This is a genomic window from Streptomyces sp. NPDC059743 (assembly GCF_042732975.1).
GTDB lineage: Bacteria > Actinomycetota > Actinomycetes > Streptomycetales > Streptomycetaceae > Streptomyces.
Genome location: NZ_JBHWGS010000001.1, coordinates 26,277 through 50,308, shown reverse-complemented (window position 1 = coordinate 50,308; position 24,032 = coordinate 26,277). Strand labels below are relative to the sequence as shown.

Annotated in this window: 22 protein-coding genes, 2 tRNA genes and 1 pseudogene; 10 read left to right on the top strand and 15 right to left on the bottom strand. The window is 69.7% G+C overall.

Annotated elements, in window-relative coordinates; all coding sequences use genetic code 11:
• The first annotated feature begins 55 nt into the window (after positions 1-55).
• Positions 56-856, top strand: coding sequence for a histidinol-phosphatase (gene hisN / locus ACFV6H_RS00205; protein WP_384784006.1), 801 nt, complete (start codon positions 56-58; stop codon positions 854-856).
• A gap of 239 nt (positions 857-1,095) precedes the next feature.
• The gene (locus ACFV6H_RS00200; RefSeq protein ID WP_093596388.1) at positions 1,096-1,497 is read left to right on the top strand and encodes a cyclic nucleotide-binding/CBS domain-containing protein; all 402 of its coding nucleotides are present in this window, start codon (positions 1,096-1,098) and stop codon (positions 1,495-1,497) included.
• 77 nt (positions 1,498-1,574) lie between these two features.
• On the opposite strand, the gene ACFV6H_RS00195 is transcribed toward ACFV6H_RS00200, so the two are convergent.
• On the bottom strand, positions 1,575-3,044 hold the full coding sequence (locus ACFV6H_RS00195) for a catalase (protein WP_385536649.1): 1,470 nt from the start codon (positions 3,042-3,044) through the stop codon (positions 1,575-1,577).
• 130 nt (positions 3,045-3,174) lie between these two features.
• Between ACFV6H_RS00195 and ACFV6H_RS00190 the strand changes: the two genes are divergently transcribed.
• Complete coding sequence (locus tag ACFV6H_RS00190; RefSeq protein WP_385536646.1) at positions 3,175-3,591, top strand: Fur family transcriptional regulator; 417 nt, start codon at positions 3,175-3,177, stop codon at positions 3,589-3,591.
• Positions 3,592-3,705: 114 nt separating this feature from the next.
• Here the strand turns inward: ACFV6H_RS00190 and ACFV6H_RS00185 are convergent.
• Positions 3,706-3,779 (bottom strand) — tRNA-Met (locus ACFV6H_RS00185).
• Positions 3,780-3,958: 179 nt separating this feature from the next.
• Here ACFV6H_RS00185 and ACFV6H_RS00180 point away from each other — a divergent pair.
• Together ACFV6H_RS00180 and ACFV6H_RS00175 are read left to right on the top strand one after the other, a co-directional pair.
• Complete coding sequence (locus ACFV6H_RS00180; RefSeq protein WP_385536643.1) at positions 3,959-4,240, top strand: hypothetical protein; 282 nt, start codon at positions 3,959-3,961, stop codon at positions 4,238-4,240.
• Positions 4,241-4,251: 11 nt separating this feature from the next.
• The gene (locus tag ACFV6H_RS00175; RefSeq protein WP_176732443.1) at positions 4,252-4,707 is read left to right on the top strand and encodes a tail fiber domain-containing protein; all 456 of its coding nucleotides are present in this window, start codon (positions 4,252-4,254) and stop codon (positions 4,705-4,707) included.
• Between the two features lie 68 nt (positions 4,708-4,775).
• On the opposite strand, the gene ACFV6H_RS00170 is transcribed toward ACFV6H_RS00175, so the two are convergent.
• From ACFV6H_RS00170 to ACFV6H_RS00160, 3 genes are all read right to left on the bottom strand, one after another.
• A complete protein-coding gene (locus ACFV6H_RS00170; RefSeq protein ID WP_385536639.1) occupies positions 4,776-6,842 on the bottom strand; it encodes a tetratricopeptide repeat protein in 2,067 nt (688 codons plus the stop codon).
• A 204-nt stretch (positions 6,843-7,046) separates the two neighbouring features.
• Positions 7,047-7,120 (bottom strand) — tRNA-Met (locus ACFV6H_RS00165).
• Positions 7,121-7,162: 42 nt separating this feature from the next.
• The gene (locus ACFV6H_RS00160; protein ID WP_385537870.1) at positions 7,163-10,126 is read right to left on the bottom strand and encodes a UPF0182 family protein; all 2,964 of its coding nucleotides are present in this window, start codon (positions 10,124-10,126) and stop codon (positions 7,163-7,165) included.
• A 147-nt stretch (positions 10,127-10,273) separates the two neighbouring features.
• Here ACFV6H_RS00160 and ACFV6H_RS00155 point away from each other — a divergent pair, with 147 nt between their 5' ends.
• On the top strand, positions 10,274-10,831 hold the full coding sequence (locus ACFV6H_RS00155; RefSeq protein ID WP_384794123.1) for a PPA1309 family protein: 558 nt from the start codon (positions 10,274-10,276) through the stop codon (positions 10,829-10,831).
• A gap of 28 nt (positions 10,832-10,859) precedes the next feature.
• Here the strand turns inward: ACFV6H_RS00155 and ACFV6H_RS00150 are convergent, their stop codons facing one another.
• The 4 genes from ACFV6H_RS00150 to ACFV6H_RS00135 form a co-directional block, all read right to left on the bottom strand.
• Complete coding sequence (locus ACFV6H_RS00150) at positions 10,860-11,948, bottom strand: PDZ domain-containing protein (protein WP_385536635.1); 1,089 nt, start codon at positions 11,946-11,948, stop codon at positions 10,860-10,862.
• Positions 11,949-12,059: 111 nt separating this feature from the next.
• On the bottom strand, positions 12,060-12,230 hold the full coding sequence (locus ACFV6H_RS00145) for a hypothetical protein (RefSeq protein WP_176732639.1): 171 nt from the start codon (positions 12,228-12,230) through the stop codon (positions 12,060-12,062).
• 241 nt (positions 12,231-12,471) lie between these two features.
• Entirely contained in the window at positions 12,472-12,930 is a 459-nt protein-coding gene (locus ACFV6H_RS00140) for a molybdenum cofactor biosynthesis protein MoaE (protein ID WP_093601098.1), read from the bottom strand.
• A 121-nt stretch (positions 12,931-13,051) separates the two neighbouring features.
• A complete protein-coding gene (locus tag ACFV6H_RS00135; protein ID WP_384794118.1) occupies positions 13,052-14,164 on the bottom strand; it encodes an SDR family oxidoreductase in 1,113 nt (370 codons plus the stop codon).
• A gap of 307 nt (positions 14,165-14,471) precedes the next feature.
• On the opposite strand from ACFV6H_RS00135, the gene ACFV6H_RS00130 reads away from it, so the two are divergent.
• Together ACFV6H_RS00130 and ACFV6H_RS00125 are read left to right on the top strand one after the other, a co-directional pair.
• The gene (locus tag ACFV6H_RS00130; protein ID WP_093601256.1) at positions 14,472-15,905 is read left to right on the top strand and encodes a zinc-dependent metalloprotease; all 1,434 of its coding nucleotides are present in this window, start codon (positions 14,472-14,474) and stop codon (positions 15,903-15,905) included.
• Entirely contained in the window at positions 15,902-16,447 is a 546-nt protein-coding gene (locus tag ACFV6H_RS00125) for an NUDIX hydrolase (protein WP_385536630.1), read from the top strand. Before ACFV6H_RS00130 ends, ACFV6H_RS00125 begins: the two co-directional genes overlap by 4 nt.
• 112 nt (positions 16,448-16,559) lie before the next feature.
• On the opposite strand, the gene ACFV6H_RS00120 is transcribed toward ACFV6H_RS00125, so the two are convergent.
• From ACFV6H_RS00120 to ACFV6H_RS00105, 4 genes are all read right to left on the bottom strand, one after another.
• The gene (locus tag ACFV6H_RS00120) at positions 16,560-17,318 is read right to left on the bottom strand and encodes an AIM24 family protein (RefSeq protein WP_093601260.1); all 759 of its coding nucleotides are present in this window, start codon (positions 17,316-17,318) and stop codon (positions 16,560-16,562) included.
• Between the two features lie 18 nt (positions 17,319-17,336).
• Positions 17,337-18,017: an AIM24 family protein gene (locus ACFV6H_RS00115; protein ID WP_384976249.1), complete on the bottom strand. Its 681-nt coding sequence runs from the start codon at positions 18,015-18,017 to the stop codon at positions 17,337-17,339.
• Positions 18,018-18,030: 13 nt separating this feature from the next.
• On the bottom strand, positions 18,031-19,665 hold the full coding sequence (locus ACFV6H_RS00110; RefSeq protein WP_385536625.1) for a TerD family protein: 1,635 nt from the start codon (positions 19,663-19,665) through the stop codon (positions 18,031-18,033).
• 117 nt (positions 19,666-19,782) lie between these two features.
• A complete protein-coding gene (locus ACFV6H_RS00105; RefSeq protein ID WP_384794101.1) occupies positions 19,783-20,370 on the bottom strand; it encodes a M48 family metallopeptidase in 588 nt (195 codons plus the stop codon).
• Between the two features lie 211 nt (positions 20,371-20,581).
• Here ACFV6H_RS00105 and ACFV6H_RS00100 point away from each other — a divergent pair.
• Positions 20,582-21,728: pseudogene (locus tag ACFV6H_RS00100) on the top strand (ThiF family adenylyltransferase); the annotation flags it as partial.
• A gap of 45 nt (positions 21,729-21,773) precedes the next feature.
• Complete coding sequence (locus tag ACFV6H_RS00095) at positions 21,774-23,192, top strand: ABC1 kinase family protein (protein ID WP_385537867.1); 1,419 nt, start codon at positions 21,774-21,776, stop codon at positions 23,190-23,192.
• Between the two features lie 115 nt (positions 23,193-23,307).
• On the opposite strand, the gene ACFV6H_RS00090 is transcribed toward ACFV6H_RS00095, so the two are convergent.
• Together ACFV6H_RS00090 and ACFV6H_RS00085 are read right to left on the bottom strand one after the other, a co-directional pair.
• Entirely contained in the window at positions 23,308-23,631 is a 324-nt protein-coding gene (locus tag ACFV6H_RS00090; RefSeq protein WP_384986063.1) for a hypothetical protein, read from the bottom strand.
• Positions 23,628-23,996: a WhiB family transcriptional regulator gene (locus tag ACFV6H_RS00085; protein WP_384794355.1), complete on the bottom strand. Its 369-nt coding sequence runs from the start codon at positions 23,994-23,996 to the stop codon at positions 23,628-23,630. The genes ACFV6H_RS00090 and ACFV6H_RS00085 overlap by 4 nt, the downstream gene beginning before the upstream one ends.
• Positions 23,997-24,032: the final 36 nt, after the last annotated feature.

Below are 24,032 nucleotides of genomic sequence, written 5' to 3'. Positions count from 1 at the left end.
TTGCCGGTACGGGCCCCATGGCCGGGGCTTCCTCCCGGTGGATACTGTGACGACCATGCCCGACTACCACGATGATCTGCGTCTCGCCCATGTCCTCGCGGATGCCGCCGACGCCGCGACGATGGACCGCTTCAAGGCCCTGGACCTCAAGGTCGAGACCAAACCGGACATGACTCCGGTGACCGAGGCCGACAAGGCGGCCGAGGAGCTGATCCGTGGCCATCTCCAGCGGGCCAGGCCGCGCGACGCGATCCTGGGCGAGGAGTACGGCATCGAGGGCACGGGCCCGCGCCGCTGGGTCATCGATCCCATCGACGGTACGAAGAACTATGTCCGCGGAGTACCGGTCTGGGCGACGCTGATCTCCCTGATGGTGGCCGCCGAGGGCGGTTACGAGCCGGTCGTCGGCGTGGTGTCGGCGCCCGCGCTGGGCCGGCGGTGGTGGGCGGCGAAGGGCGGCGGCGCGTACACGGGCCGCAGCCTCTCCTCCGCGACCCGGCTGCGTGTCTCGAAGGTCTCGCGCATCCGGGACGCGTCGTTCGCGTACTCCTCGCTGACCGGCTGGGAGGAGCAGGGCCGGCTGGACGGCTTCCTCGACCTGACGCGCGCGTGCTGGCGTACGCGCGGCTACGGCGACTTCTGGCCGTACATGATGGTCGCGGAGGGCTCGGTGGACATCTGCGCGGAGCCGGAACTGTCCCTGTGGGACATGGCGGCGACGACGATCGTGGTCCAGGAGGCGGGCGGCACCTTCACAGGCCTGGACGGCCGAGTGGGCCCGCACAGCGGCAACGCGGCGGCATCGAACGGCATCCTCCACGAGGAACTGCTCGGGTACCTGAACCAGCGGTATTAAGGCCCGAACCCCGGCTTCCCGCCCGGTCCGGGCCCGCATTTCCAGCCCGTCCGGCGAGGCGCGCCGACCCCGCCGGGAGGCGCACCGCGTGCACCGCGTCGCGCCGCGTGCATCGGGCGCCCCCTTGTTGCTCCGGCCAAGGAGTGCCACTCTGAAAGTCCCCCCACTTGTGAACTTGTGAATCGTTTCTCATTGGAGGGTCTCCACAGGACGGTTTACCAGGGAGGTGCATTCACCCCATGCTCGTCCGTGACGCCATGAGTTCGGTGGTTCTGACCATCGGGCCCACGCATACGCTCCGCCAGGCGGCCCGGCTGATGTCCGCGCGCCGCGTCGGCGCCGCCGTTGTTCTCGACCCGGACCACTGCGGCATCGGGATTCTCACCGAGCGCGACATCCTGAACTCGCTCGGTGCGGGCCAGAGCCCCGACGCCGAGACCGCCTGTACCCACACCACCACCGATGTCGTCTTCGCCGCGCCCTCCTGGACGCTGGAGGAAGCCGCGGCAGCCATGTCGAGCGGCGGATTCCGCCATCTGATCGTGCTCAACGACCGGGAGCCGGTCGGCATCGTCTCCGTACGCGACATCATCCGCTGCTGGGCGCCGGACCGGCGCGAGGCGGCGGTGCTGGCCGGCTGACACCGCGCCGCGCCCGGGGGGACGGCGGAAGGGACCGGATCCCGAAGGACCCGGCCCCTTCCGTCTCGGCGAGGCTGTCAGCCGCGCAGGGCCTGGACCGCGGCCTCCAGTCGCTTGCCGAAGTCACCGTCCGCCTGGCGGAAGTTGTTCACCGCGCGCTCGACGATGTCGTCGCGCGAGACCTTGGAGATAAAACCGGCGAGGTTCTCGATCAGCCGGCCCTTCTCGTCCTCGGACATCAGCCGGTAGAGATTGCCCGCCTGGACGAAGTCGTTGTCCTCGGCGTGGCTCGGGGCCGCGTGCTCGCCCGTGGCACCGCTGACCGCGACCGGCTGCCAGAGCGGCCGGTCCGTCTGGAACGGGCCGCCGAAGCTGTTCGGCTCGTAGTTCTTGGCACCCTTGTGGCGGCCGTCGTACAGGAAACCGTCCCGGCTGTTGGTGCGCGCCTCGGTGGCGTGCGGACGGTTCACCGGCAGATGGTCGGCGTTGATGCCGACGCGGTAGCGGTGGGCGTCGCCGTACGCGAAGAGACGGCCCTGGAGCATCTTGTCCGGGGAGGGACCGATGCCCGGCACGAAGTGGGCCGGCGAGAAGATGGACTGCTCGACCTCGGCGAAGATGTTCTCCGGGTTGCGGTTGAGCTCCAGCTTGCCGATCTCGATCGGCGGATAGTCCTCGTGCGGCCAGACCTTGGTCAGGTCGAACGGGTTGAAGCGGTAGGCCGCCGCCTCGTCCGCCGGCATGATCTGCACCTGCACCGTCCAGGACGGGAAGTCACCGCGCTCGATGGACTCGCGCAGATCGCGCTGGTGCGAGTCCGGGTCCTCACCCGCGAGCACCGCGGCCTCGGCCGAGGTCAGGTTCTTGATGCCCTGGTCGGTCTTGAAGTGATACTTGACCCAGAAGACCTCACCGGCCTCGTTGTTCCACTGGTACGTGTGCGAGCCGTACCCGTTCATGTGGCGCAGCGTCGCCGGGATACCGCGGTCACCGAAGAGCCAGGTCACCTGGTGGGTGGACTCGGGCGACAGCCCCCAGAAGTCCCAGACGTTGTCCGCCTCCTGCGAGCCGGTGTACGGGTCGCGCTTCTGGGTGTGGATGAAGTCGGGGAACTTGATGGCGTCCTTGATGAAGAACACCGGGGTGTTGTTGCCGACGAGGTCGTAGTTGCCCTCTTCGGTGTAGAACTTCAGCGCGAAACCGCGCGGGTCGCGTACCGCGTCGGCGGAGCCCAGGTTGCCCGCGACGGTGGAGAAGCGCAGAAACGTCTCGGTCTGCTTGCCGACCTCGGAGAGGAATTTGGCGCGCGTCCACTGCGAGACATCGCGCGTCAGCGTGAACGTGCCGTACGCACCGGCGCCGCGCGCGTGCACGATGCGCTCCGGAATGCGCTCACGGTTGAAGTGCGCGAGCTTCTCCAGCAGCGCCTGGTCCTGGACCAGCACGGGACCGCCGACGCCCGCGCTCTCGCTGTTCTGGTTGTCGGCGACCGGAGCCCCGGCCTCCGTAGTGAGCGGTCCCTGCGTCACGTGCGCCTCCTGCGTCATTTGCTGCCGGTCCTGTCCCTTGGCGGCTACCGCCACCGCCGATCCTACGATGGACTTTGTCCAAGTCAAGCAGACATCCAAAGTCGTACACGTTCGGGACCTGGTTCCCTTCACTGTTAAGCTGGTCATCATGAGTGACCTGTTGGAACGACTTCGCGGACGAGGCTGGCGTATGACGGCCCAGCGGCGCGTTGTGGCCGAGGTGCTCGACGGGGACCATGTACATCTGACGGCCGACGAGGTGCACGCGCGTGCCGTGGCCCGGCTGCCGGAGATCTCACGGGCCACGGTCTACAACACACTGGGCGAGATGGTCATGCTCGGTGAGGTGATCGAGGTCTCCACGGACCGCCGCGCCAAGCGGTACGACCCGAACGCGCACCGGCCTCACCACCATCTGGTCTGCGCCCGGTGCGGCACCATCCGCGATGTCCATCCCACGGGCGATCCGCTGGCCGATCTGCCGGACGGAGAGCGTTTCGGCTTCACGGTCTCGGATGTCGAGGTCACCTACCGCGGCACCTGCCCGGACTGCGCGTCCACCTGACCGCTCCGCTCACCTCGCCGTACGGACTCCACCGTACGAAGCGGCTGAGGCGCGACCGTACGAAACGACTGAGGCCCGGAACTCTTTCGAGTTCCGGGCCTCAGGTCTGTTCAGTAGCGGGGACAGGATTTGAACCTGCGACCTCTGGGTTATGAGCCCAGCGAGCTACCGAGCTGCTCCACCCCGCGTCGGTAAACGCAACATTACGTCACGCCCGCCGACCGGTGCAAATCCCTTTACGCGGGCCCAGGGCCAGGACGCGACGCACGGTGGCTGCGCTGGTTGGTTCAGTACGCCGTTTCCTCCCGGCCGACTGCTTCGTTAGGCCGGAGACAACCGCGTCATCACCTTGCCCCCGGAGGAATCCATGCCACCGTCCAGCAAGTTCGTGCGGTCCGCCGTGACCGTCACCGCCGCCGTCGGGATCGCGGCCGGAGCCGCCACACCGGTCTGCTGGGCCGCTCCCGTCGAGCCCGCCCAGACCATGAGCAGCAAGGCGCCGGCCGCGCCGCAGCCCGCTCCCGGCGCCCAAGCGCAACAGCCTCTCGCGGGACTGCTCGGAGGTCTGCCTCTGATCGGCGGTCTCCTGGGAGGCCTCTCGGACCGCAACGCGAAGACCGATATGACACCGGTGCGCTGGGACCGTTGATCATCGACACCGTGCGTCGCGCCGTCCGCCGTCTGCGGCCGGCGCGACCGGATCGCCTCTCCCGCGCGCGGGCCGGTCATCTCTCCCGCGCGCAGGCCTCGGCCGGTCCGGCGGGGCTGGCCTCCGCCGCCACTGCGGACACCACCGGGCCCGCCGACGCCCTCAACGGCTACGAGGTCCTGGACGAGGTGCTCCGGCTGCCGGTCAGCACCTGGCGCTACCACTGGGATCCGCCACATGTCCGGCATCTGGGCCCGATGGCCCAGGACTGGCACGCCGCCTTCGGACTCGGCGCCGACAACGTCACCATTTCCGCCACCGACACCAACGGTGTCGCTCTGGTCTGTATCCAGGCGCTCCACCGCCATATCGAGGACCTGCGCACACAGATCACCGCTCTCCAGGACCAGATCGCGCGCCTGGAGGAGCCTCGCCGGCCCGACGCGCCCATGCCGCCTGCGCGGTAGTACGCGGCAGTAACCGACGCAACGGGAAACCGACGCGGCGGGCGGCTCAGACCGTGAGTTCCTGCGGCTCAGGCTGTGAGTTCCTGGTGGAGCGCCTCGCGCAGTCGGGCCGCGCGCTCCGCCACCTCGGCGGGGCCCAGCTCGACGGCGCGGGCGCACCAGCGCTGGCCCTCGGTCAGCTCGCCACGGCGCGCGGCGAGCAGCGCCAGACGCAGCGCGGCCCGGCCGTGGCCCGCCTGGGCGGCCCTGGTCCACCACAGGGCGGCCTCCCGCTCGCCGCCCTCGCGTACGAGCAGCAGTCCGAGGTTGAAGGCGCCGTTGCGGCTGCCCGCCTCCGCCGCCTCCCGGTACCAGCGCGCGGCGTCGGTGATGTCACCGCGGGCGGCGGCCAGCATCCCGACCCGTACCTGCGCCCGGCGGTGTCCCTGCTCGGCGGCGCGCTCGTACCACTGCTCGCACTCGCTCTTCACTCCGTACGGCTCGCCGAGCGCGGGCGGTCCTGGCGGCGGCTGGCGCGAGTCGAGCAGCGTGGCCAGCCGGAACGCGGCCTCGGCGCTGCCGCCGCCCGCTGCGCAGCGCAGATGGCGCTCCGCCGAGCGCTCGTCGCCGTCCCGCAGACAGGCGATACCGACCTGGAGGGCCGCCTCCGTATGGCCCGCGGCGGCGGCGCGCTCGTACCAGCGCAGGGCCGTACGGTCCTCGTCCCGCCCGGCGTACAGGATGCCCAGATTGAACGCGGCGTCCACACTGCCCGCCTCGGCCGCCTTGGAGAACCAGGGCTCGGCGCCGGTCGGGTCGTCGGCCTGCAACAACAGCACGGCGAGCGCGTTGGCGGCCTCACGATGGCCCGCGTAGGCGGCGCGGCGGTACCACTGCTCGGCCTGGACGGTGCGGTCCTGGGCGGCGCAGAGCAGCCCGAGGTTGTACGCGCCGTTGACATCGCCCGCGTCCATCGCGGCGCGGTACCAGCGCTCGGCGGTCTGCTGCTCACCTCGGGCGGCGTGCAGCGCGCCGAGGGCGTTGGCCGCGTTGCCGTCGCCCTCCTGCGCGGCACGCAGCCACCAGATGGCCGCGCTCTCCTCGTCGCCCGCGTCGCGCAGCAGAAAGCCGAGGGCGCAGGCCGCCCGCGCGTCGCCGTCCCTGGCGGAGGTCAGATACCAGCGGCCCGCTTCCTTCAGCTCGCCGCGCTTCTCCAGAATCGCGCCGAGGTGCAGCGCGGCCCTGCGGTGGCCGCGGGCGGCTGCCTGCCGGTACCACTGGGCGGCCTCGGCGAGGAGCGCGGGCGCGTCGGCGCCGCCGGTGGCGTCCATGCCCGTGCCGGTGTGCCGCGCACCGGTATGGCTCCCGGTGTTCATACGCGTACCGGTGCTGTCGCGGTGGACGCCGGTACGTCCCGTCCGGTGGCCGCCCGTGCCGCTGCCGCCCGGCGCCGTCGGGCCCGTACCTCTGCGGTGGACAGGGCCGGCTCCGGCGCGGACCGTCTCACGGGCCCGGCGCTCCAGCGTCCTGGCGAGCCGGTACGCCGCCTCGCGGTGTCCCTGCTCGGCGGCGGCGCGCAGCCAGCGCTCGGCCCCGACATCGCTGCGGTGCTCCAGCAGATCGGCGAGGGCGTAGGCGCCGAGGGCATGGCCCTGCTCGGCGGACTGGCGCAGCCAGTACTCCGCGGCCGGCTCGTCGCCCAGCTCACGGTGGTGACGGCCCAGGGCATGGGCCGCGGCGGCGGATCCGGCGACGGCGGCGATACGCCACCAGCCGGCCGCCTCGTCCGGGTAGCCGCGCTGATGCAGCAGAACACCCAGATTGTTGGCGGCGGCGCGGTCGCCCTCGGAGGTCGCGGCCCGCAGATACGGCTCGGCTCCGTCGAGATCGCCACGGCGCAGCAGCAGGGCGCCGAGCACGCTCATCGACGCGACGTCCCCGGCGTCGGCGGCCCGGCGGTGGCGTGCCTCGGTCTCGGCGTCGGCGGTGTCCTCCGGGCCGGCCGGGTGCGGGGCCACACCGGCCGTGTGCGGGGCTCCGGCGCCCGTGGCACCAAGAGAATCCGCGGCGTTCGCGGCGTCGGCCGCGCCTGCCGCATGACGCTGCACAAACCGCCCTGTCTCCAACAGAGTTGTCCTATCCCCCATAATTTCCATCGTCGCACCACCTGCCACCCGCGTACAGCAGGTATACCGCGACCCACAAGGTCACTTCAGCGTTTTGTCGACATGCCCACAGAGAGACAAGTCAAACACGCTCGGGCCCAAGTCCCGCGCCTTGAAACACCGTTCGTGGGGCCGGACACGCCGGACATACGTCAAGGGCCCGGATCCTGTTGGATCCGGGCCCTTGACTTCGCGTAGCGGGGACAGGATTTGAACCTGCGACCTCTGGGTTATGAGCCCAGCGAGCTACCGAGCTGCTCCACCCCGCGTCGTTGTGTCCCAACCGTACCACGACGCGGAGTGATGCCTGCTCAGCCGCTGTCGGCGCTGCCGCTGGCCGTGGCGCTGGCCGACGCCTCGCTGTCCGACGAGCCGCCGCCCGACGCGCTGTCCGAGCCGCCGGCCGGGCTGCTGTCCGCCGCGGCGGCCCGTCGCAGGGCGTCCTGGAGGGCCTCCTGCGCCTTGCCGTACGCCGCCCAGTCCTGCTTCGCCAGCGCCGCCTCACCGTCGTCGTACGCCTTCTGCGCGTCCGCGATGGCCTGTTGGAGCGCCGTGTCACCGGTCGCGGGCGGCTTGGTGGTGTCGCCGTCGGACGGTGGCGGTGTCGTGACCGGCGGCTCGGAACTCTCCTCGCCGAACACGGCGTTGAGCGCCTCGCCCAGGCTGTCCTTGAAGACGGGCTTGCCTCCGTAGGAGACGGCCACCTTCTTCAGCAGCGGATAGTTGGCGCTGCCACCGCGCGCGTACACCGGCTCGATATAGAGGAAGCCGCCTTCGAGCGGCACGGTCAGCAGATTGCCGTACTCGATGTCCGAGTCGGTGCCTCTCAAGTTCCTGACGAACTCGGCGACTTCGGGCACACCGTTCAGCTCGCTCTGTACCTGCTGCGGGCCTTGGACGGTCGAGGTCACTCTCAGCACTCTGATCTTGCCGTAGTCCGCACTGGTCGCATCCGCGTCCACCGCCATGAACGCACCGAGGTTGGGGCGTCCGTTGGGCGTGAAGGTCGTCGTCAGCGAGAACCTCTGATCGTCCTGACCGGGCATCTTGAGGCTCAGATAGTACGGCGGGACCGCGCTGCTGTTCTTGTTGGTCGGATCGTTCGGCACCTGCCACGCGTCACTGCCGCTGTAGAACTGCGCGGGGTTGGTGACGTGGTAGCGGGTGAGCAGCTCGCGCTGCACCTTGAACATGTCCTGCGGATAACGGAGATGGGCCAGCAGATCGGGATCGATCCGGTCCCGCGCCTTCACCGTGCCGGGGAAGGCCTTCATCCAGGTCTTGAGCACCGGGTCCTCGGTGTCCCACTGGTACAGATTGACCGTGCCGTCATAGGCGTCGACGGTGGCCTTCACCGAGTTCCGGATGTAGTTGACCTGGTTCTGCTGTGCGACGACCGCGCGCTGGTTGTCGGTCAGCGAGTCGGCCGTGGTGTCGCCGAGCGTCGTACGGGACGCGTACGGGTAGCCGTTCGTCGTGGTGTACGCGTCGACGATCCACTGGATACGGCCGTCGACCACGGCGGGATAGGCGTCGCCGTCGATCGTCAGCCAGGGCGCGACCGCCTCGACGCGCTCCTTGGGCGTGCGATTGTAAAGGATGCGCGAGCCGTCGCCGATGGCGCCGGAGTAGACCATCTGCGGCTCGCTGAAGGCCACGGCGTATGCCGCGCGGTTCAGCGGATTGGAGAGATCGACTCCGCTCTTGCCCGCGTAGCTCGTGGTCTGCTCGCCGTTCTTCTCGTAGTCGAGCTCCTTCTGCGGGCCGCCCACGATCGAGTACTGCTCGGTCTTCTCGCCGTAGTAGATCCGCTGCTCGTACTTGTCGAGCTGCCCGCTCGTCGGCAGACCGGACTCGGTGAATTCGGGAGCGCCGACCGTGCCCTTGTTCTCGTCGGTCACGGTGTTCGTGCCCTTGGAGGCGATCGCTCCGTACCCGTGCGTGTAGGTGAAGTGGTCGTTGATCCAGTTGCGCTTGGGGATACCCGTGATGTTCAGCTCGCGCAGACCGACGACCGTGTCCTGGATCTTGCCGTCGGCATCGGTGTACCGGTCGACGTCCAGCGTGGCCGGGAACTGGTAGTACTTACGCTCCTGCTGAAGCTGCTGGAACGCGGGCGAGACCACATTGGGGTCGACCAGCCGGTAACTGGCCGCGGAGTCGGCCGCCTTGCGCTGATCGGTCTTCTTGGCCGGATCGCCCTTGCCCTGGTAGTCCTGCACATCGGCGTCGTCGATGCCGTACGCCGCGCGTGTGGCGTCGATGTTCTTCTTGATGTACGGCGCTTCCTTGGCCTGCTCGTTCGGCTGGACTTGGAACTTCTGCACGATCGCCGGGTAGAGACCGCCGATGAGGATCGCCGAGAGCACCATCAGACCGAAGCCGATCACCGGAAGCTGCCAGGTGCGGCGCCAGAGCGTCGCGAAGAACAGCACGGCACAGATGACGGCGATGCAGAAGAGGATCGTCTTCGCCGGGAGATAGGCGTTGGCGTCCACATATCGCAGCCCGGTCCAGCTGCCCGCGGCCTTGAAGTCACTGGCCTTCACGGCCAGCCCGTACCGGTCCAGCCAGTACGCCACGGCCTTCAGCGAGACAAAGACACCGATCAGCACCGACAGATGGCCGGTGGCGGCGGCCGTGGCGCGCGCACCCGGGCTGGTGATCCGCAGCCCTCCGTACAGATAGTGCGTCAGCGCGGCGGCGATCAGCGACAGCACGGCGGCGGCGAAGCCGAAGGCCAGCAGAAAGCGGTACCAGGGAAGATCGAACGCGTAGAACGACACGTCCATCTTGAACTGGGGGTCCTTCTGGCCGAAGGGCACTCCGTTCACCCACATCAGCCAGGTGCGCCACTGGCCGGAGGCGGAGGCGCCGGCGATCAGCCCGACCAGCGCGGTGATCGCCAGAAGCACCCACTTCTTGTACGGCGCGATCCCCATCCGGTACCGGTCGAGGTTCTGCTGCTCCATCGACATCGCGCTCAGCGGCGGGCGCAGCCGGTGCGCCAGCCAGATGTTCAGACCGACGGCGAGGGCCATCAGCAGCCCGAAGACGGCGAAGAGGCCGACCTTCGTCCAGAGCGTGGTCGTGAAAACCGATGAGTACTTCACCGAGCGGTACCAGAGCCAGTCGGTCCAGAACCCGGCGAACATGACGAAGAGCATGGCCAGCACGGCCAGCGCTCCCAGCGTCATGAGCAGGGTCCGGGCCCGACGGGACGGCCGGCCCACTCTGATCCGTGGCCCGGTCGGGCCTCCGCCGCGGTCCGGCATCTGGAAAGCCAACGTGCGCACCTCGAAGTTCGCGGTCGTGTTTCAGCGTGTGAAGCGGGCCCCAGCGATCGTAGGGCCCACTCATGCAACTTACTGAGGCTTTACCTAGTTCCCGCACCGGGGTCCGAAGGAGGCAGGATATCGACCATGTCCAACGTCTCTCCCTCAGGTACACCCATGGCCGCGAGCCCGCTGACCCGCGCGGTGCTCGAAATCGACGAGTACGCGTCGGGGCTCGGCTGGGACCAGCCGGCCCGGCTCTTCGCGCTGGTCGACACCGCGCGGCTGCGCACCGACGAGCCGGAGCTGGCCGCCCAGCTCGGTCTCGACGACGGCGGCGCGGTCGCTCCGCTCACGCCCATCGAGCAGGACGAGATCCCGTCCGGCACTCCGCTGGACGAGTTCCTCGGCACCATCGCCTGGCCCGGGGCGGTGGCGGGCTGCGCAATGACGGTGGAGCGGCTGATGCTGCCGCCGTCGGCGGAGGCGTCCGTACCGGACGGTCTTGACGACGCAGGGCTCGCCCGGTGGGTCTCCGCCCATCCGGAGCGCCAGGAGGTCCGGATGACGGTCGCCGTGCTGCGTGACGGCGCCCGTGAGTCGGCCCTGCGGCTGCGCGAGAAGGACTCGCCGAGCGAGGTGCTCACGGGCTCGGGACTGGTGCCGGGCCTGGCCGAGGCCCTGGCGGCCACGTTCGAGGCATAGACCAGGGCCCGGTGGTGGAGACGGCCGGTCAGCCTGCCGAACAGCTCGGCAGACTGGCCGTGTCCCCGTCGCGGATCTTGTTCAGCGACTTCCTGGCGTCGTCAATCGTCTTCACCTTGACCAGGGTGAGGCCGGCCGGGATGTCGGAGGCCGCCGCCGCGCAGTTCTGCTCCGGCGTGAGGAAGTACTCTGCGCCCGCGCCGCGCGCGCCGACCAGCTTCATCTCGATACCGCCGATCGGGCCGACCTGGCCCTGGTCGTCGATCGTGCCCGTACCTGCGACGAACTTGCCGCCGGTGAGCGCGCCGGGCGTGAGCTTGTCGACAATGCCGAGGGCGAACATCAGCCCGGCGCTCGGGCCGCCCACATCGGCGAGCTTGATGTCGACGTTGAACGGGAAGGTGTGGTCGGTCCCGGCCGTGATACCGACGACCGCGCGGTCGCCCTCCTCGGACCTCTGTGTGGTCAGCGTGATCCGCTCGATGCCCTCGGGCTCCTTGCCGAGCTTCTCCGCCGCCTTCGCGTCCGCCACGGGGATGATGCCGAAGATGACGTCCTCACCGGGCTTGTGCTTGGTGACGAGCCGAGCGACATCGGCGGGCTCCCGCACCGGCGAACCGTCCACCTGCTTGATCACATCACCCGCGTGCAGCGTGCCCTCGGCGGCACCGTCCTTGATCACCGAGGAGACGACGGTGCGCGAGGAGACCGGGATGTCCAGTTCCTTCAGGGCGGCGACCTTGGCGCTCTCCTGGGACTGGCTGAACTCCTCGGCGTTCTCCTGGGTGGACTGCTCCTCCGTCTTGCCGTCCGGATAGAGCGTGTCGTGCGGCACCACGACGTTGTCGTGTGCCAGCCAGCCGTAGACCGCCTCCACGATGTTCATCTTGTAATCCGCGCCCGTGACCCTGACCGTCGTCATATTGAGATGGCCCGACGTCGGATAGGTCTTGTGCCCGGAGATCTGCAGTACCGGTTCTCCACGGGCGTTGCCGAGCGTGTTCACCGTCGGTCCCGGGCTCATCTCCGAATACGGCACTTTGATGAGCACTCCCGCGCAGAGCAGCGCGATGAGGATGAGGGTGGAGGCGAGCATCGTCGCGGTGCGGCGTGGCATGGAACGACAGTACGGTAACCGTCCCTCTGTGCACCGCTGGGGCCGTCCGTACGGGGCTGCGCGCGGATCGGCACAGCGAATGCGTACGGGCGGCTGCCACGGCGTCCGACGTCAGAACCGATCCGGACCGGAATGCGCCTTTTCCATGGCATCACGGAACCGGGCATAGCCATTCAGCTCGGCGATATCCCCGACCGTGCGATCTCTTGCGGCCCAGCTTCCCCATATCGCCGCGCCTACGGCAGCGAATAGCGGAATCAACAACCAGGCGAGTGCGGCCATACCGACCTCCCGACGTACATGAGCGTCCGTGAACTGACCGATCAGCAGATTAACCATCTGCTGAGACAACGCTGCTGGCAGGGGTGCGGTTACGCAAATCGGGCCGTCCGCGACCGACCAGGTTTCAGGCCGGTCCCACCGCGGCAGGACGCCCGGCGGTAGCCCGCTATGGCCTCCTCAACGAAGCGCTACGCGCCCACCCGCCCAACCCGTCGCCCGGCCACCACCCCTCAACGAGGCGCTACGCGCCCACCCACTCTTCGGTGCCGTCGGAGAACTTCTGGTGTTTCCAGATCGGGACCTCGTGCTTGAGGTCATCGATCAGCTTCCGGCAGGCCTCGAACGCCTCGGCCCTGTGCGGGCAGGAGACCGCCACCACGACCGCCAGATCTCCTACCTCCAGATCGCCCACTCGGTGGACGGCCGCCAGCGCCCGCACCGGATGGCCGGCGACGATCTTCTCGGCCACGCGCCGCAGCTCCGCCTCCGCGGAGGGATGACAGGAGTAGCCGAGGGTGTCCACATCGGCGCCGCCGTCGTGGTTGCGCACCGTACCGACGAAGAGGGCCGTACCGCCCGCGGCGTCGTCCCCGACCGCGCGGAAGACCTCATCGACGGTCAGTGGAGTGTCGCGGATCGCCAGCAGGCGGATGGGATCCTGTCCCGCCTGCTCGCCCGGATGGGAATGCGTGCTCGCCATGGTCCCCATCGTGCCGTACGCCACTGACATCCAGGAACGGCGCGTACGGTCCGTACGGCCGCTCCGGCCGACGGCCTCGTGTCAGCTGCCTCGTGTCAGCGGCCCGTCTCAGCGGCCCGTGTCAGCGGCCTCGTCGTGCCTTGCGGGCCCGCCGTACCAGCGCGGCCGTACCGAGCAGCGCCACTGTCGCGCCCGCCGCGCCCGCCGCGGTGGCATCCTTGCGGCCGAGCCGGCGCCCGACGACCGTGTGCCGGCCCTCCACCTCCTCCAGCAGCGCGGCGAGCACCTCCTCATTGGTCCACCGTGGCCGCCAGCCCGCGTCGTGCAGCCTGCTGACGCTGACCACCCAGGGATGCATCGTGTACGCGAGATCGCCGGCCGGAGAGGGCGTGAGACCGATCCGGTGCAGCCTGGCCGCGGCTCCCAGGGCGACCGCGGACGGCAGCTCCATCCGGCGGATGCCGCTCAGCTCCTCGACCTCCTCCTGCTCCAGCCAGCCGTCGCAGCCCACCGCGAACTCCCCGTCGACCTTTTCGAGCGCCGCGTACTCCAGGGCGCTCACCAGATCCTCGACATGGCAGAACTGCCAGGTGGGACGGGATCCGGCGACCACGAGCAGCCGCGGTGACTCGAAATAGCGGGTGAGGGCCGTGTCCGTACCGCCGACCAGGACGGCGGGCCGTACGACCGTCACATTGAGCCCTGGGTGCGCGCGGGGCGCCCGGCGGCCCAGCCGCTCGATCTCCAGCAGATCGCCGACGCCCGTGGCCTCGGCAGTCGCGCGCAGCTCGGCGTCCTCGGAGAGCGGGATGTCGTTGTCGGGCAGCGCGCCGTAGACCATCGCCGAGGTGCACAGCACGACACGGTGGACGCCCGCCGCGGCTGCCGCCGTGAGCACGGTCTGGGTTCCTCGTACGTTGTAGGCCGTTCGGGCGGCGGGATCGGTCTCCAGATCGAGATCGAGCGCCATGTGTACCACCACGTCCGCGCCGCGCAACTTCTCCGCGATGGCCGGATCGCGGACGTCGAGGATGTGCCACTGCGCCTCGGAGACCTCACCTCGGCGCTCGTCGATGGCGATGACCTGCTTGATCTCGTCGGAAGCGGCGAGGCGCCGGGTGAGCAGGTCACCGACGCCGGAGGCGGCGCCGGTGACCGCGACGACAGGGCCCCGGGACGGGTGCGTGGTTGAGCGGTTTCGCGCTGCGCGAACCTGCGGATCTGGGGAACTCACCGGGCGTCTCCAGCGGTTGTCTTCAATACGTACGTGAATGACGCGTACGTACCAGGTGACGTCCATCCTGCCGCAGGCCACAGGCCGACGGAGCACTGAGCCCGGAAGCCGCCCGGGTGTCGCAGCCGTGCGATGCCGCCCGAGGCGGCGGACCGAGCGGGCCGAAGGCGGAGTCCGGGTCGTGCGGCCGGGCCCGGCCGACGGCACGCGGCACCGCCCTCGTCCACCCGGTGCCGCTTAGGCTGGGTGGTGTAGTCGGGCAGCCGCCGCCGGCAGAAGCCGGCGGCCCTACGAGCCGAGGAACCCCGTGAGTGACACCCCATTCGGATTCGGCCTTCCGCCGGAGGAGCCGGAGGACGGCGACGGCAAGAAGAAGGACCCTGCCGGAGGTGGTCAGGGTGCCGGTGGTCAGGGCGGTCCCGGCAATCCCTTCGGAAACTTCGGGTTCGGGCTGCCGGGCGGCGCGGGCGGCGGTGACAATCCGTTCGCCGCGATGTTCGGTTCGCTGAACCCCAGCGACCTGGGCGCGGCCTTCCAGCAGCTCGGCCAGATGCTCAGCTATGAGGGCGGTCCCGTCAACTGGGACATGGCCAAGCAGATCGCCCGCCAGACGGTCGCACAGGGCACGCCTGACGGCACCAAGGACTCCAGCGTCGGCCCTTCGGAGCGCGCCGCGGTGGACGAGGCCGTACGGCTGGCCGATCTGTGGCTGGACGGTGTGACGTCCCTGCCGTCCGGCGCGAGCACGTCGGTGGCGTGGAGCCGCGCCGAGTGGGTCGAGGCGACGCTGCCCGCGTGGCAGCAGCTCGTGGACCCGGTGGCGGAGCGGGTCGGCACGGCCATGGGCGAGGTGCTGCCCGAGGAGATGCAGTCCGTGGCGGGCCCGCTGATCGGGATGATGCGCTCCATGGGCGGCGCCATGTTCGGCCAGCAGATCGGACAGGCCGTGGGCGTGCTGGCGGGCGAGGTGGTCGGCTCGACGGACATCGGGCTGCCGCTGGGCCCGGCCGGCAAGGCCGCGCTCCTCCCGCTGAACATCGAGGCGTTCAGCAAGGACCTCGGTGTGCCCAAGGACGAGATCCGGCTGTATCTGGCCCTGCGCGAGGCCGCCCACCAGCGGCTCTTCGCCCATGTGCCGTGGCTGCGGTCGCATATGTTCGGCGCGGTCGAGGGCTATGCCCGCGGAATCAAGGTCGACACCACCAAGCTGGAGGACGTGGTCGGCCAGTTCGATCCCACGCATCCCGAGGAGCTTCAGGAAGCGCTCCAGCAGGGCATGTTCCAGCCGGAGGACACTCCGGAGCAGAAGGCCGCGCTGGCCCGTCTCGAAACGGCGCTCGCGCTGGTCGAGGGCTGGGTGGACGCGGTGGTGCACGAGGCCGCGAAGTCGCGGCTCACCGGAGCGGACGCGCTGCGCGAGACGCTGCGCAGGCGCCGTGCCTCCGGCGGCCCCGCCGAGCAGACCTTCGCCACGCTCATCGGCCTTCAGCTCCGGCCGCGCCGGCTGCGCGACGCCGCGCGGCTGTGGGCGTCGCTCACGGACGCGCGCGGAGTCGACGGCCGCGACCGGCTGTGGGAGCACCCGGACATGCTGCCGACGGCTTCGGATCTGGACGATCCGGACGGCTTCGTCCACCACGAGCAGCTGGACTTCTCCGAGCTGGACAGAATGCTCGGCGAGGCGGCGGACGAACCGGACGGCAAGGGTGGCAAGGGTGGCAAGGACGACACCGACCAGTGAGCCTGCATGACGACGCCGCCCTCGTACTGAAGGGCTATGAGAGCCGGTACGAGGGCCAGAAGGAGTTGCGCGGGCTCTATCTGGAACATCTGTCCGCCCATCCGGACGCGATGTGGAAGTCCTGCACGGCGGGACATCTCACGGCCAGCGTGCTGGTCATCGATCCGGAGCGCGGCCGGGTGCTGCTGACCTTGCACAAGAAGCTCGGTATGTGGCTCCAGATGGGCGGTCACTGCGAGCCCGGTGACGACACTCTGGAGCGCGCCGCGCTGCGGGAGGCCACGGAGGAGTCCGGGATCGTCGGTCTGCGACCGCTGGAGGGCGGTCCTGTCCAGCTCGACCGGCATGCCATTCCGGCGCCGTGCCACTGGCATCTCGATGTCCAGTACGCGGCGCTGGCACCGGCCGGAGCGGTCGAGCGGATCAGCGAGGAGTCGCTGGACCTGAGCTGGTTCTCCTACGAGGAGGCGGCGGAGGTGGCCGACGGCTCGGTCGTACGGCTGGTGGAGCGGACGCGGGCTGCGCTGGACGGCCGCTACTAGGCCCTGTCCGGTCGGCCACTGCTGGAGAACGGCCGCGAGAACGGCCGCGAAGGAGGCAGCCTCCATAAGGAGGCCGCCTCCTTCCGCTCAGTGCGCGGCGGCCGGAGCGCGGTCATCTGCTCCAGGCGTTGTTCTGGTTCTGACCGTGCGCTCCGTGCTGGCCCATGCCGAACTGCGCGGCCACGCCCTGTCCGATCTGCGCGTTCTGCGGCGGCATGACCTCACTGGGCTGTACGAGCGCGAAGCCCTGCCCGAGGAAGCTCAGCTCCCAGCCCTCGCCGGTGTTGCCGCGCCGCCTCAGTACCCCGGAGGAGTGCGTCTGCGCCTGCATCTGGACCCGCAGTGAGGAGGACCAGGCGACGATCGCGTCGGCGTCGGCGTTGACGTACTTGTCCGGCGTGATCTGGAGCATCAGCGGCTGGCCCGAGGTCATCAGCGCGACCTTGCCCCGGCCGGAGATATTGAGCTGGTACTTGCCGGAGCCGGAGATGCCGTACTGGCTGTCCACCGCGATGACCTCGGTGTGCAGGGAGGAGTCGAGCGCCAGCACATAGGCGCTGTCGACCGTCATCCCTTCCTGTTCGACCTCCACCACATGGATGTACTGGGCGAGATTGGCCAGATAGACCGTGCCCTGCCCGGAACAGCGCATCAGATCGAGGCCCTCACCGGTGCGGGCGCGGGCCTGCCGCTGGCCCTGCGACTGGTACTCACCGTCGAAGTCGATCAGCCCCTGATAGGCGACCATCGCGCCCTTGCGGGCGAGGACATCGTCCTGGCCGGTGAGCGCCACCCGCAGGAGCTGCGGGTTCTGCACCGCGTACCGCTCCTGGGACTGCTGTTCCGTATAGGCGAAAAGCGGACTCTGCATGGTGTGTTCTCGCTCCTCTCAGCCCTGGATCCGCAGACGGTCGGTGCTGTCCTCGCTGGGCTGTACGACGACGATGCCCTGGCCGGAGAAGGCCATCTGGAAGGCCTCTCCGCTGCCTCGTCCTATCAGCGCCGAGGCCTTCAGGCTGCGCTTGCCCTTCACCTTGAGGGCCGGGGACCAGGCGACGAGGGCGTCCGGGTCGACATAGGTCTCGTCCTCGCCACGGCCGCAGTCGACCACGATCGGAGTGCCGCGCGAGGTCAGGGCGACCCAGCCGGTCCCGGAGATCTGTACGTTCCACAGCCCTTGGCCGGCGAACTTGGCCAGGCCCTTCACCCGCTCGACGCCCCACTGGAGATGGGCGTCGAAGGCCAGCAGATTGGTGCCGTTGACCGAGAGGGCGTCGTTGTTGAGGTTGATGACGACGACATCCGCGCCGTAGTCGGCGAGATAGAGCAGGCCGTCGCCGGAGCACTTCATCAGAGGCGTGCCCTCGCCGGTGACCCACTGGGAGGCGATCTGGCGGATGGCGGGCGGATTCGGCTCGTACTGGATGAAGCCTTCGTAGGCGACCATCGAGCCGGTCCGTGCGAAGAGGTCGTGCCCCGAGGCCATGGCGACCTTGAGCATGGCACGGCCGTGGTTCTCCATCCGGGCCGCGATGGGTGTGGGGGCGTAGCCCGCGAGCTGTTGGTTCATGGTCCGGGCTCCCTCAGACCTCGTACGGCTGGACGACGATGAAGTTGCCGGGGGCTCCCCGGAACTGGAGGTTCACGGTCTCTCCGCTGTGGCCGGGATACGCGTTGCGGCGCAGTCTGACCTGGCTGGAGATGATCACCTGGGACGCAGCCGACCAGGCGACGACGGCATTGCAGTCGGCGAAGGTCGTGGGCGTGACGGGCAGGACCACCGGAGTGCCGTGGGTCTTCACGACGACGGTGCCCGTGCCCTGGAAGAGCATGGTGAACAGGGCGCCGCCGGGGATGCCATGGCCCTCGACACGGCGGACCTCGTACTGGAGGGACTCGTCGAAGGCGAGGACGTTCTCCGCCGAGACACAGATACCGTCGCCCTGGAGCTCCACGGGATGCAGATGCGCGCCCTCTTCGGCGAGGAACACCTGGCCGCGGCCGGTACAGCGCATGAGCTGCATCTCCTGGCCGGTGGCGTTGCCGACGATACGGCCGGCGAAACCGGCGCCCTTGTAGCTGAAGTCGACCTTGCCCTGGTACATCACCATGCTGCCCTGGCGGGCGAGGACCGGAGTGCCGCCCATGCCGAGGTCGACCCGCATGAGCTGGCCGTTCTGCGGAGTCCAGCGCTGGCCCGTGGGCAGTTCCTTGTACGGCTGAAGGGCGGCCTGGAGACCGGCGCCGCCGGGCGGTACGCCTTGGGGCACGCCCTGCGGAGCGCCGCCCAGAGGCGGACCGGGCGGCTGCTGACCGTACGGCGCGGGTGCGGGCTGGCCGTACGGAGACGGCGCGGCCGGCGGCGGGACCTGGCCGAACTGCGGCTGCTGGGGCGGCTGTCCGTACGGAGCGGGCGCGGGCGGCGGCGGGATGGTGCCACCGGGCGGCGTCATGGGCGCGACGATGGTCGGCGCGGTATGCATCGGCTGAGGTGCGGGCGCGGGGGCCGGTGCGGGCGCCGGAGGCCCGGCCGGAGCGCCGAACGAGGGCGCGGGCTGCGGAGCCTGCGGGAACTGAGGTGCCTGCGGGGCGGCCGGGGCACCGAACGCCGGCGCGGGCGTGCTCTGCGCGGGCGGCGCGAAGCCCGGCACCTGTCCACCGGCCGACGGCTGCGGCGGCGCCGGCTCCTCCTCGGCGACCTCGCCGCCGAAGTTCTTCAGGAGCGCGTCGAGCCCGCCGTCGAAGCCCTGGCCGACGGCGGCGAACCGCCATACGTCCTTGAGATAGAAGTCGCCGAGCATGACGGCGCGCTCGGTGGTGAACTCCGAACCGTTGAAGGCGTATCGGACGACTTCCTCGCCGCCCGCGACCAGCCGGATATATCCGGGGCCGACCTGGGACATCTGGCCCGCGCCGTCGATGGTGGCGGTGAACGAGAGTTTGTGGATCTGCGCCGGGATACGCTCCAGCGTCACCCTGAAGGACTCGGTGTCACCGGCCTGGGCGCCCAGCAACTGGATTGATTCCTCAGGTGACTTGGGCTGATTGAAGAAGATGAAGTAACGGTCGTCCGAGAGCTGTTCATCGGCATCGAGGCCGAAGCAGCTGATGTCGAAGGTCAGCCCGGGAGCGGCGATCTGCACACCTACGTACAGATCCGTCCCCGGCGTGAGATCACTGATCTTGGCCTTGTGGCCGCGCTGGAATTCCCTGGCCATGCGTAACGACCGTCCCCCATCCCGAATGTGACTGCGTCGCGCCAGGCTAACGGCTATGTCCGACATTGAGCCAAGCCGGTACAGAGTCGGTACATGATCAACGGCGCTGTCGCTCCGTCATTCCTCGCGCGTGACGGGCAGATGCGGCAGCCGGTCGGCGGCGACGACGCCTTCGAGATAGCCGCGGGCGCGCTCGGTGCGCGGATAGGCCTCCAGCAGCCGCCAGAACCGCGGACCGTGGCCCGGTACGAGGAGATGGGCCAGCTCATGGACGAGGACATAGTCGACGACATACTCCGGCATGCCCTGCAACCGGTGCGACAGCCGGATGCTGCCTTCGGCCGGGGTGCAGGAGCCCCAGCGGGTGTTCTGGTTGGTCACCCAGCGCACGGAGGTCGGCCTGGCGCTGCCGTTGAAGTACTGGGCGGACAGCTGCTCGGCGCGCTCGGTCAGCTCGCTGTCACCGAGGACGCGCCGGCTCTCCTGTGCGGCGAGTTTGTCGAGCATCACCGTGACCCAGCGGCGCTCCTCCGCCTCCGACATCCGGGCGGGGATGAGCACGATGGTCCGGTCGCCCTCGCGGTATGCCGAGACGGTTCTGCTGCGACGGGCGCTCCTGCGGACCTCTACGGCGCTCGTCCCCGAGCCGCGCGGCGGGCGGCGGGCGGGCTCCCCCGCCGGGCGAGGGGAAGAATCGGCGGACACGCCCCGACGTTACCTGCTGCGTATGGGGGAAGTCCCGCCTCCGGGACAGTTCGATCTTGATCCACTTTCTCGCCCGGGGAATTTGAACGATTAACGCCCATGGCTGTGGATAACTTTCGGCACTTCCGCGCGCCGCCTTGCATTCTGAGAACCGGATCGGAACAAGCGGTCCGAAGAAGATCAGCGTGCGGAAATCGAGAGCGAGGCCGATATGCATCCGATGGTGAAACCCGCGCTGCGGCGTGCGTGGCGGGAGCGGCAGACCGTGCAGTTCGGAGTCACACCCGCGCACGCGGTGCTGGTGGGTCCTGTCGATACGGCCACGGGCAGCTTTCTGGAGCTTCTCGACGGGACACGCGGGCTGCCGCTGCTGCGGGAGGAGGCGCGGGCGATGGGACTGCCCGACGGGCTGGCCGATTCGCTGGTCAAGCGGCTGACCATGGCGGGAGTGCTCGACGATCCGGACGCGGGCGGACGGGCGGCCGAGGACTTACGGAAGCGGACGGGCGCCTTCGACCGGATGCGGGCCGATCTCGCGTCCCTGTCCGTTCTGCACCGGGAGCCGGGAGCGGGCACACGGCGGCTGGCGGCGCGGCGGGCGATGCGGGTCCAGGTGCGCGGCGCGGGACGGGTGGGCGCGGCTGTCTCGGCGGTGCTCGCGGCCTCCGGGGTGGGCCGGGTCGATGTGCTGGACGGCGGGTTCGCGCAGGAGTGGGACGTGTCGCCCGCCGGGCTGCCGGCCCACTGTGTGGGAGAGCGCCGGGACACGGCGGCGCGGCAGCTGGTCCGGCGGTCCGCGCCCGGGCGGGTGCCGGGTGCGGCCGAGCGCGGGGAATCCTGCGGAGAGGCAGAGCCGGGCCTCTCCCTGGTGATCGTGGCACCTCGGGACGGGCTCGCCGCCTATGCGCCCGACCAGACGGCGGCGGAGCCCTGGATCGCCACGGGCATTCCTCATCTCTATACGGGAGTGATCGAGGCCACAGGTGTGGTCGGACCGCTGGTGCTGCCCGGTGGCACGGCCTGCGCGGGCTGTGTGGCACGGGTGCGGGCCGACCGTGATCCGGGATGGCCCAGGATGCTGGCGCAGTGGCGCTCGGGCCGCAGGACGGCCGCCGTGCCGGCCTGTGATCTGGGGCTGGCCACCACGGTGGCGGGACTGGCGGCGGCTCACGCGCTGTCGTTCCTGGACGGTGAGCTGCCTGCCAGCGCGGGTGCACGATGGGAGGCATCGCTTCCGCTGCTGGACTGGCGGGCGGAGCGGACCGAGCCGCATCCGGACTGCCGCTGTGGTGCGGCCGACAGGCCGCACAGGGGTGCGCCTGGCGGAGACGAGGGCGTCGCACGACACAATGGCCGGGTATCCGGCACAGGCGGCACGGCTGTCTGGGACTTGGAGGGGCTTCATGTCTGATCTTCCCCGGAAGGCGGTCACCCGGACCGCGAAGCTGGCCACGCTGCCACTGGGCTTCGCCGGCCGGGCCACCTGGGGCCTCGGCAAGCGGATCGGCGGAAAGTCCGCGGAGCTCGTCGCCAGGGAGTTGCAGCAGCGCACGGCGGACCAGCTCTTCAAGGTGCTCGGCGAGCTGAAGGGCGGTGCGATGAAGTTCGGGCAGGCGCTGTCCGTCTTCGAATCGGCACTGCCCGAGGAGATCGCCGGGCCCTACCGGGCGGCGCTCACCAAGCTCCAGGAGGCGGCGCCGCCCATGCCGGTCCGTACGGTCCACGCGGTGCTGGCGGAGCGGCTCGGCGAGGAGTGGCGCGAGCTGTTCCTGGAGTTCGAGGACAAGCCCTCGGCCGCCGCGTCGATCGGCCAGGTGCACCGGGCGGTCTGGCACGACGGACGCCAGGTCGCGGTCAAGGTGCAGTATCCGGGAGCCGGTGAGGCGCTGCTCTCCGATCTGGCACAGCTCAGCCGGTTCGCCAGGCTGCTGGGGCCGCTGATCCCGGGGATGGACATCAAGCCGCTGATCACCGAATTGCGCGACCGGGTCTCCGAGGAGCTGGACTACGCGCTGGAGGCCGAGTCACAGCGCGAGCACGCGGCGGAGTTCGCGGGCGATCCGGATGTGGTGGTGCCCGAGGTGGTGCACCAGGGCGAGCAGGTGCTGGTGACGGAGTGGATCGACGGGATACCGCTGTCGGAGGTGATCTCCGACGGGACGCCCGAGCAGCGCGACCGGGCGGGACAGCTCCTGGCCAGGTTTCTCTTCTCGGGCCCGGCGCGCACCGGTCTGCTGCACGCCGATCCGCATCCGGGCAACTTCCGGCTGCTTCCTCCGGCGGCCTCCGACGAGGACGGCACGGACGGCGACGACGGTGAAAGCGGTGCGGGCAGTGAACTGCGGCTCGGGGTGCTGGACTTCGGCACGGTGGACCGGCTGCCGGGCGGACTTCCCGGCACCATCGGTGAGGCCCTGCGGCTGACACTGGAGGACGACGCCGAGGCGGTGTACGACCTGCTGCGCGAGGAGGGATTCGTCAAGGAGTCCATCGATCTCGACCCGGACGCGGTGCTGGACTATCTGCTGCCGATCATCGAACCGGCGGCGGTGGACGAGTTCACCTTCACCCGGAGCTGGATGCGCGATCAGGCCGCCCGGATAGCGGATCCGCGGTCGCCCGCCCATCAGTTGGGCAAGCAGTTGAATCTCCCGCCGTCGTATCTGCTGATACACCGCGTCACGCTGAGCACGATCGGTGTGCTCTGCCAGCTCAACGCGACGGTACGGCTGAGGGACGAACTGGAGGCCTGGCTGCCCGGGTTCGCGGCGGAGCCGTTCATACCGGAGCAGCAGGGCGCGGTGGAGCCGGTGGACAGCTAGGGTCTTTCGTTTGGATCTTGCCGGCCGGCCGCGGCCGGGAAAGCGGTGCGGGGGCCGGTCCCTCGGAACCGGCCCCCGCTCAGTGACGGTGATCGCGCACTGGTTGCCTGGCTGACTACTGCATGACGGCCATGGCCAGCGCGCGGCGGGCGCGCAGCGACGCGCGCTCGGCGCGGCGCTGCAACCGCCGGGCGGCGACCAGGCGCGCGGCCCGGCGTCCCGCGTCGGCTTCACGCAGGCGCTCGCTCATATGCGCGCGTGCCATGGCTTCTGGGATGAGTTGCATCTCGCGGGTCCTGTTCTGACGCGAGTCGTTCGCGCCCATCGTGGTGACTGCCGGGGTCGCGGAGCCGGACGGCTCGCTCAGGGAAGAGGTCATCGGAGCCTGCTTCTGGGGATCGTGCGTAAAGGGACGGTCGATGGTTCCGGCGGCATTCATGCCGTGACCGGGTTCTTGCGCGGACGGCCACGAGGCCGCTTGCGGGCCACGACCACACCCTGGACGAAGAGTTCGCCACCCCATACGCCCCACGGCTCACGCCGCTCCTTGGCGCCGGCGAGGCAGGCCTCGACCAGCGGGCAGGTGCGGCAGAGTGCCTTGGCGTACTCGACATCGGCCGGGGACTCGGCGAAGAAGACCTCCGGGTCGTAGGCACGGCAGGGAACAGGTACGCCGAGGCTCTCGATGGCGTCGTCGAGCGCGGTCAGCGCGGTGAGCGGAGTCAAGGTGGAGTCCTCCGTGGAGACGGGCGGGGAGATCGCTTCGGAAGGCGGTACGGACGGGGCGTGCGCTTCGAGTTGCACGGGTGTCGTTCCTCGTCTGGTCGGTCCGGCCTGTTT

Bases quoted from the DNA above. Each gene is read 5' to 3' on its own strand.
- hisN (WP_384784006.1), top strand. From the start codon at position 56: ATGCCCGACTACCACGATGATCTGCGTCTCGCCCATGTCCTCGCGGAT.
- ACFV6H_RS00200 (WP_093596388.1), top strand. From the start codon at position 1,096: ATGCTCGTCCGTGACGCCATGAGTTCGGTGGTTCTGACCATCGGGCCC.
- ACFV6H_RS00195 (WP_385536649.1), bottom strand. From the start codon at position 3,044: ATGACGCAGGAGGCGCACGTGACGCAGGGACCGCTCACTACGGAGGCC.
- ACFV6H_RS00190 (WP_385536646.1), top strand. From the start codon at position 3,175: ATGAGTGACCTGTTGGAACGACTTCGCGGACGAGGCTGGCGTATGACG.
- ACFV6H_RS00180 (WP_385536643.1), top strand. From the start codon at position 3,959: ATGCCACCGTCCAGCAAGTTCGTGCGGTCCGCCGTGACCGTCACCGCC.
- ACFV6H_RS00170 (WP_385536639.1), bottom strand. From the start codon at position 6,842: ATGGAAATTATGGGGGATAGGACAACTCTGTTGGAGACAGGGCGGTTT.
- ACFV6H_RS00160 (WP_385537870.1), bottom strand. From the start codon at position 10,126: ATGCCGGACCGCGGCGGAGGCCCGACCGGGCCACGGATCAGAGTGGGC.
- ACFV6H_RS00155 (WP_384794123.1), top strand. From the start codon at position 10,274: ATGTCCAACGTCTCTCCCTCAGGTACACCCATGGCCGCGAGCCCGCTG.
- ACFV6H_RS00150 (WP_385536635.1), bottom strand. From the start codon at position 11,948: ATGCCACGCCGCACCGCGACGATGCTCGCCTCCACCCTCATCCTCATC.
- ACFV6H_RS00145 (WP_176732639.1), bottom strand. From the start codon at position 12,230: ATGGCCGCACTCGCCTGGTTGTTGATTCCGCTATTCGCTGCCGTAGGC.
- ACFV6H_RS00140 (WP_093601098.1), bottom strand. From the start codon at position 12,930: ATGGCGAGCACGCATTCCCATCCGGGCGAGCAGGCGGGACAGGATCCC.
- ACFV6H_RS00120 (WP_093601260.1), bottom strand. From the start codon at position 17,318: ATGCAGAGTCCGCTTTTCGCCTATACGGAACAGCAGTCCCAGGAGCGG.
- ACFV6H_RS00115 (WP_384976249.1), bottom strand. From the start codon at position 18,017: ATGAACCAACAGCTCGCGGGCTACGCCCCCACACCCATCGCGGCCCGG.
- ACFV6H_RS00110 (WP_385536625.1), bottom strand. From the start codon at position 19,665: ATGGCCAGGGAATTCCAGCGCGGCCACAAGGCCAAGATCAGTGATCTC.
- ACFV6H_RS00095 (WP_385537867.1), top strand. From the start codon at position 21,774: ATGTCTGATCTTCCCCGGAAGGCGGTCACCCGGACCGCGAAGCTGGCC.
- ACFV6H_RS00090 (WP_384986063.1), bottom strand. From the start codon at position 23,631: ATGAATGCCGCCGGAACCATCGACCGTCCCTTTACGCACGATCCCCAG.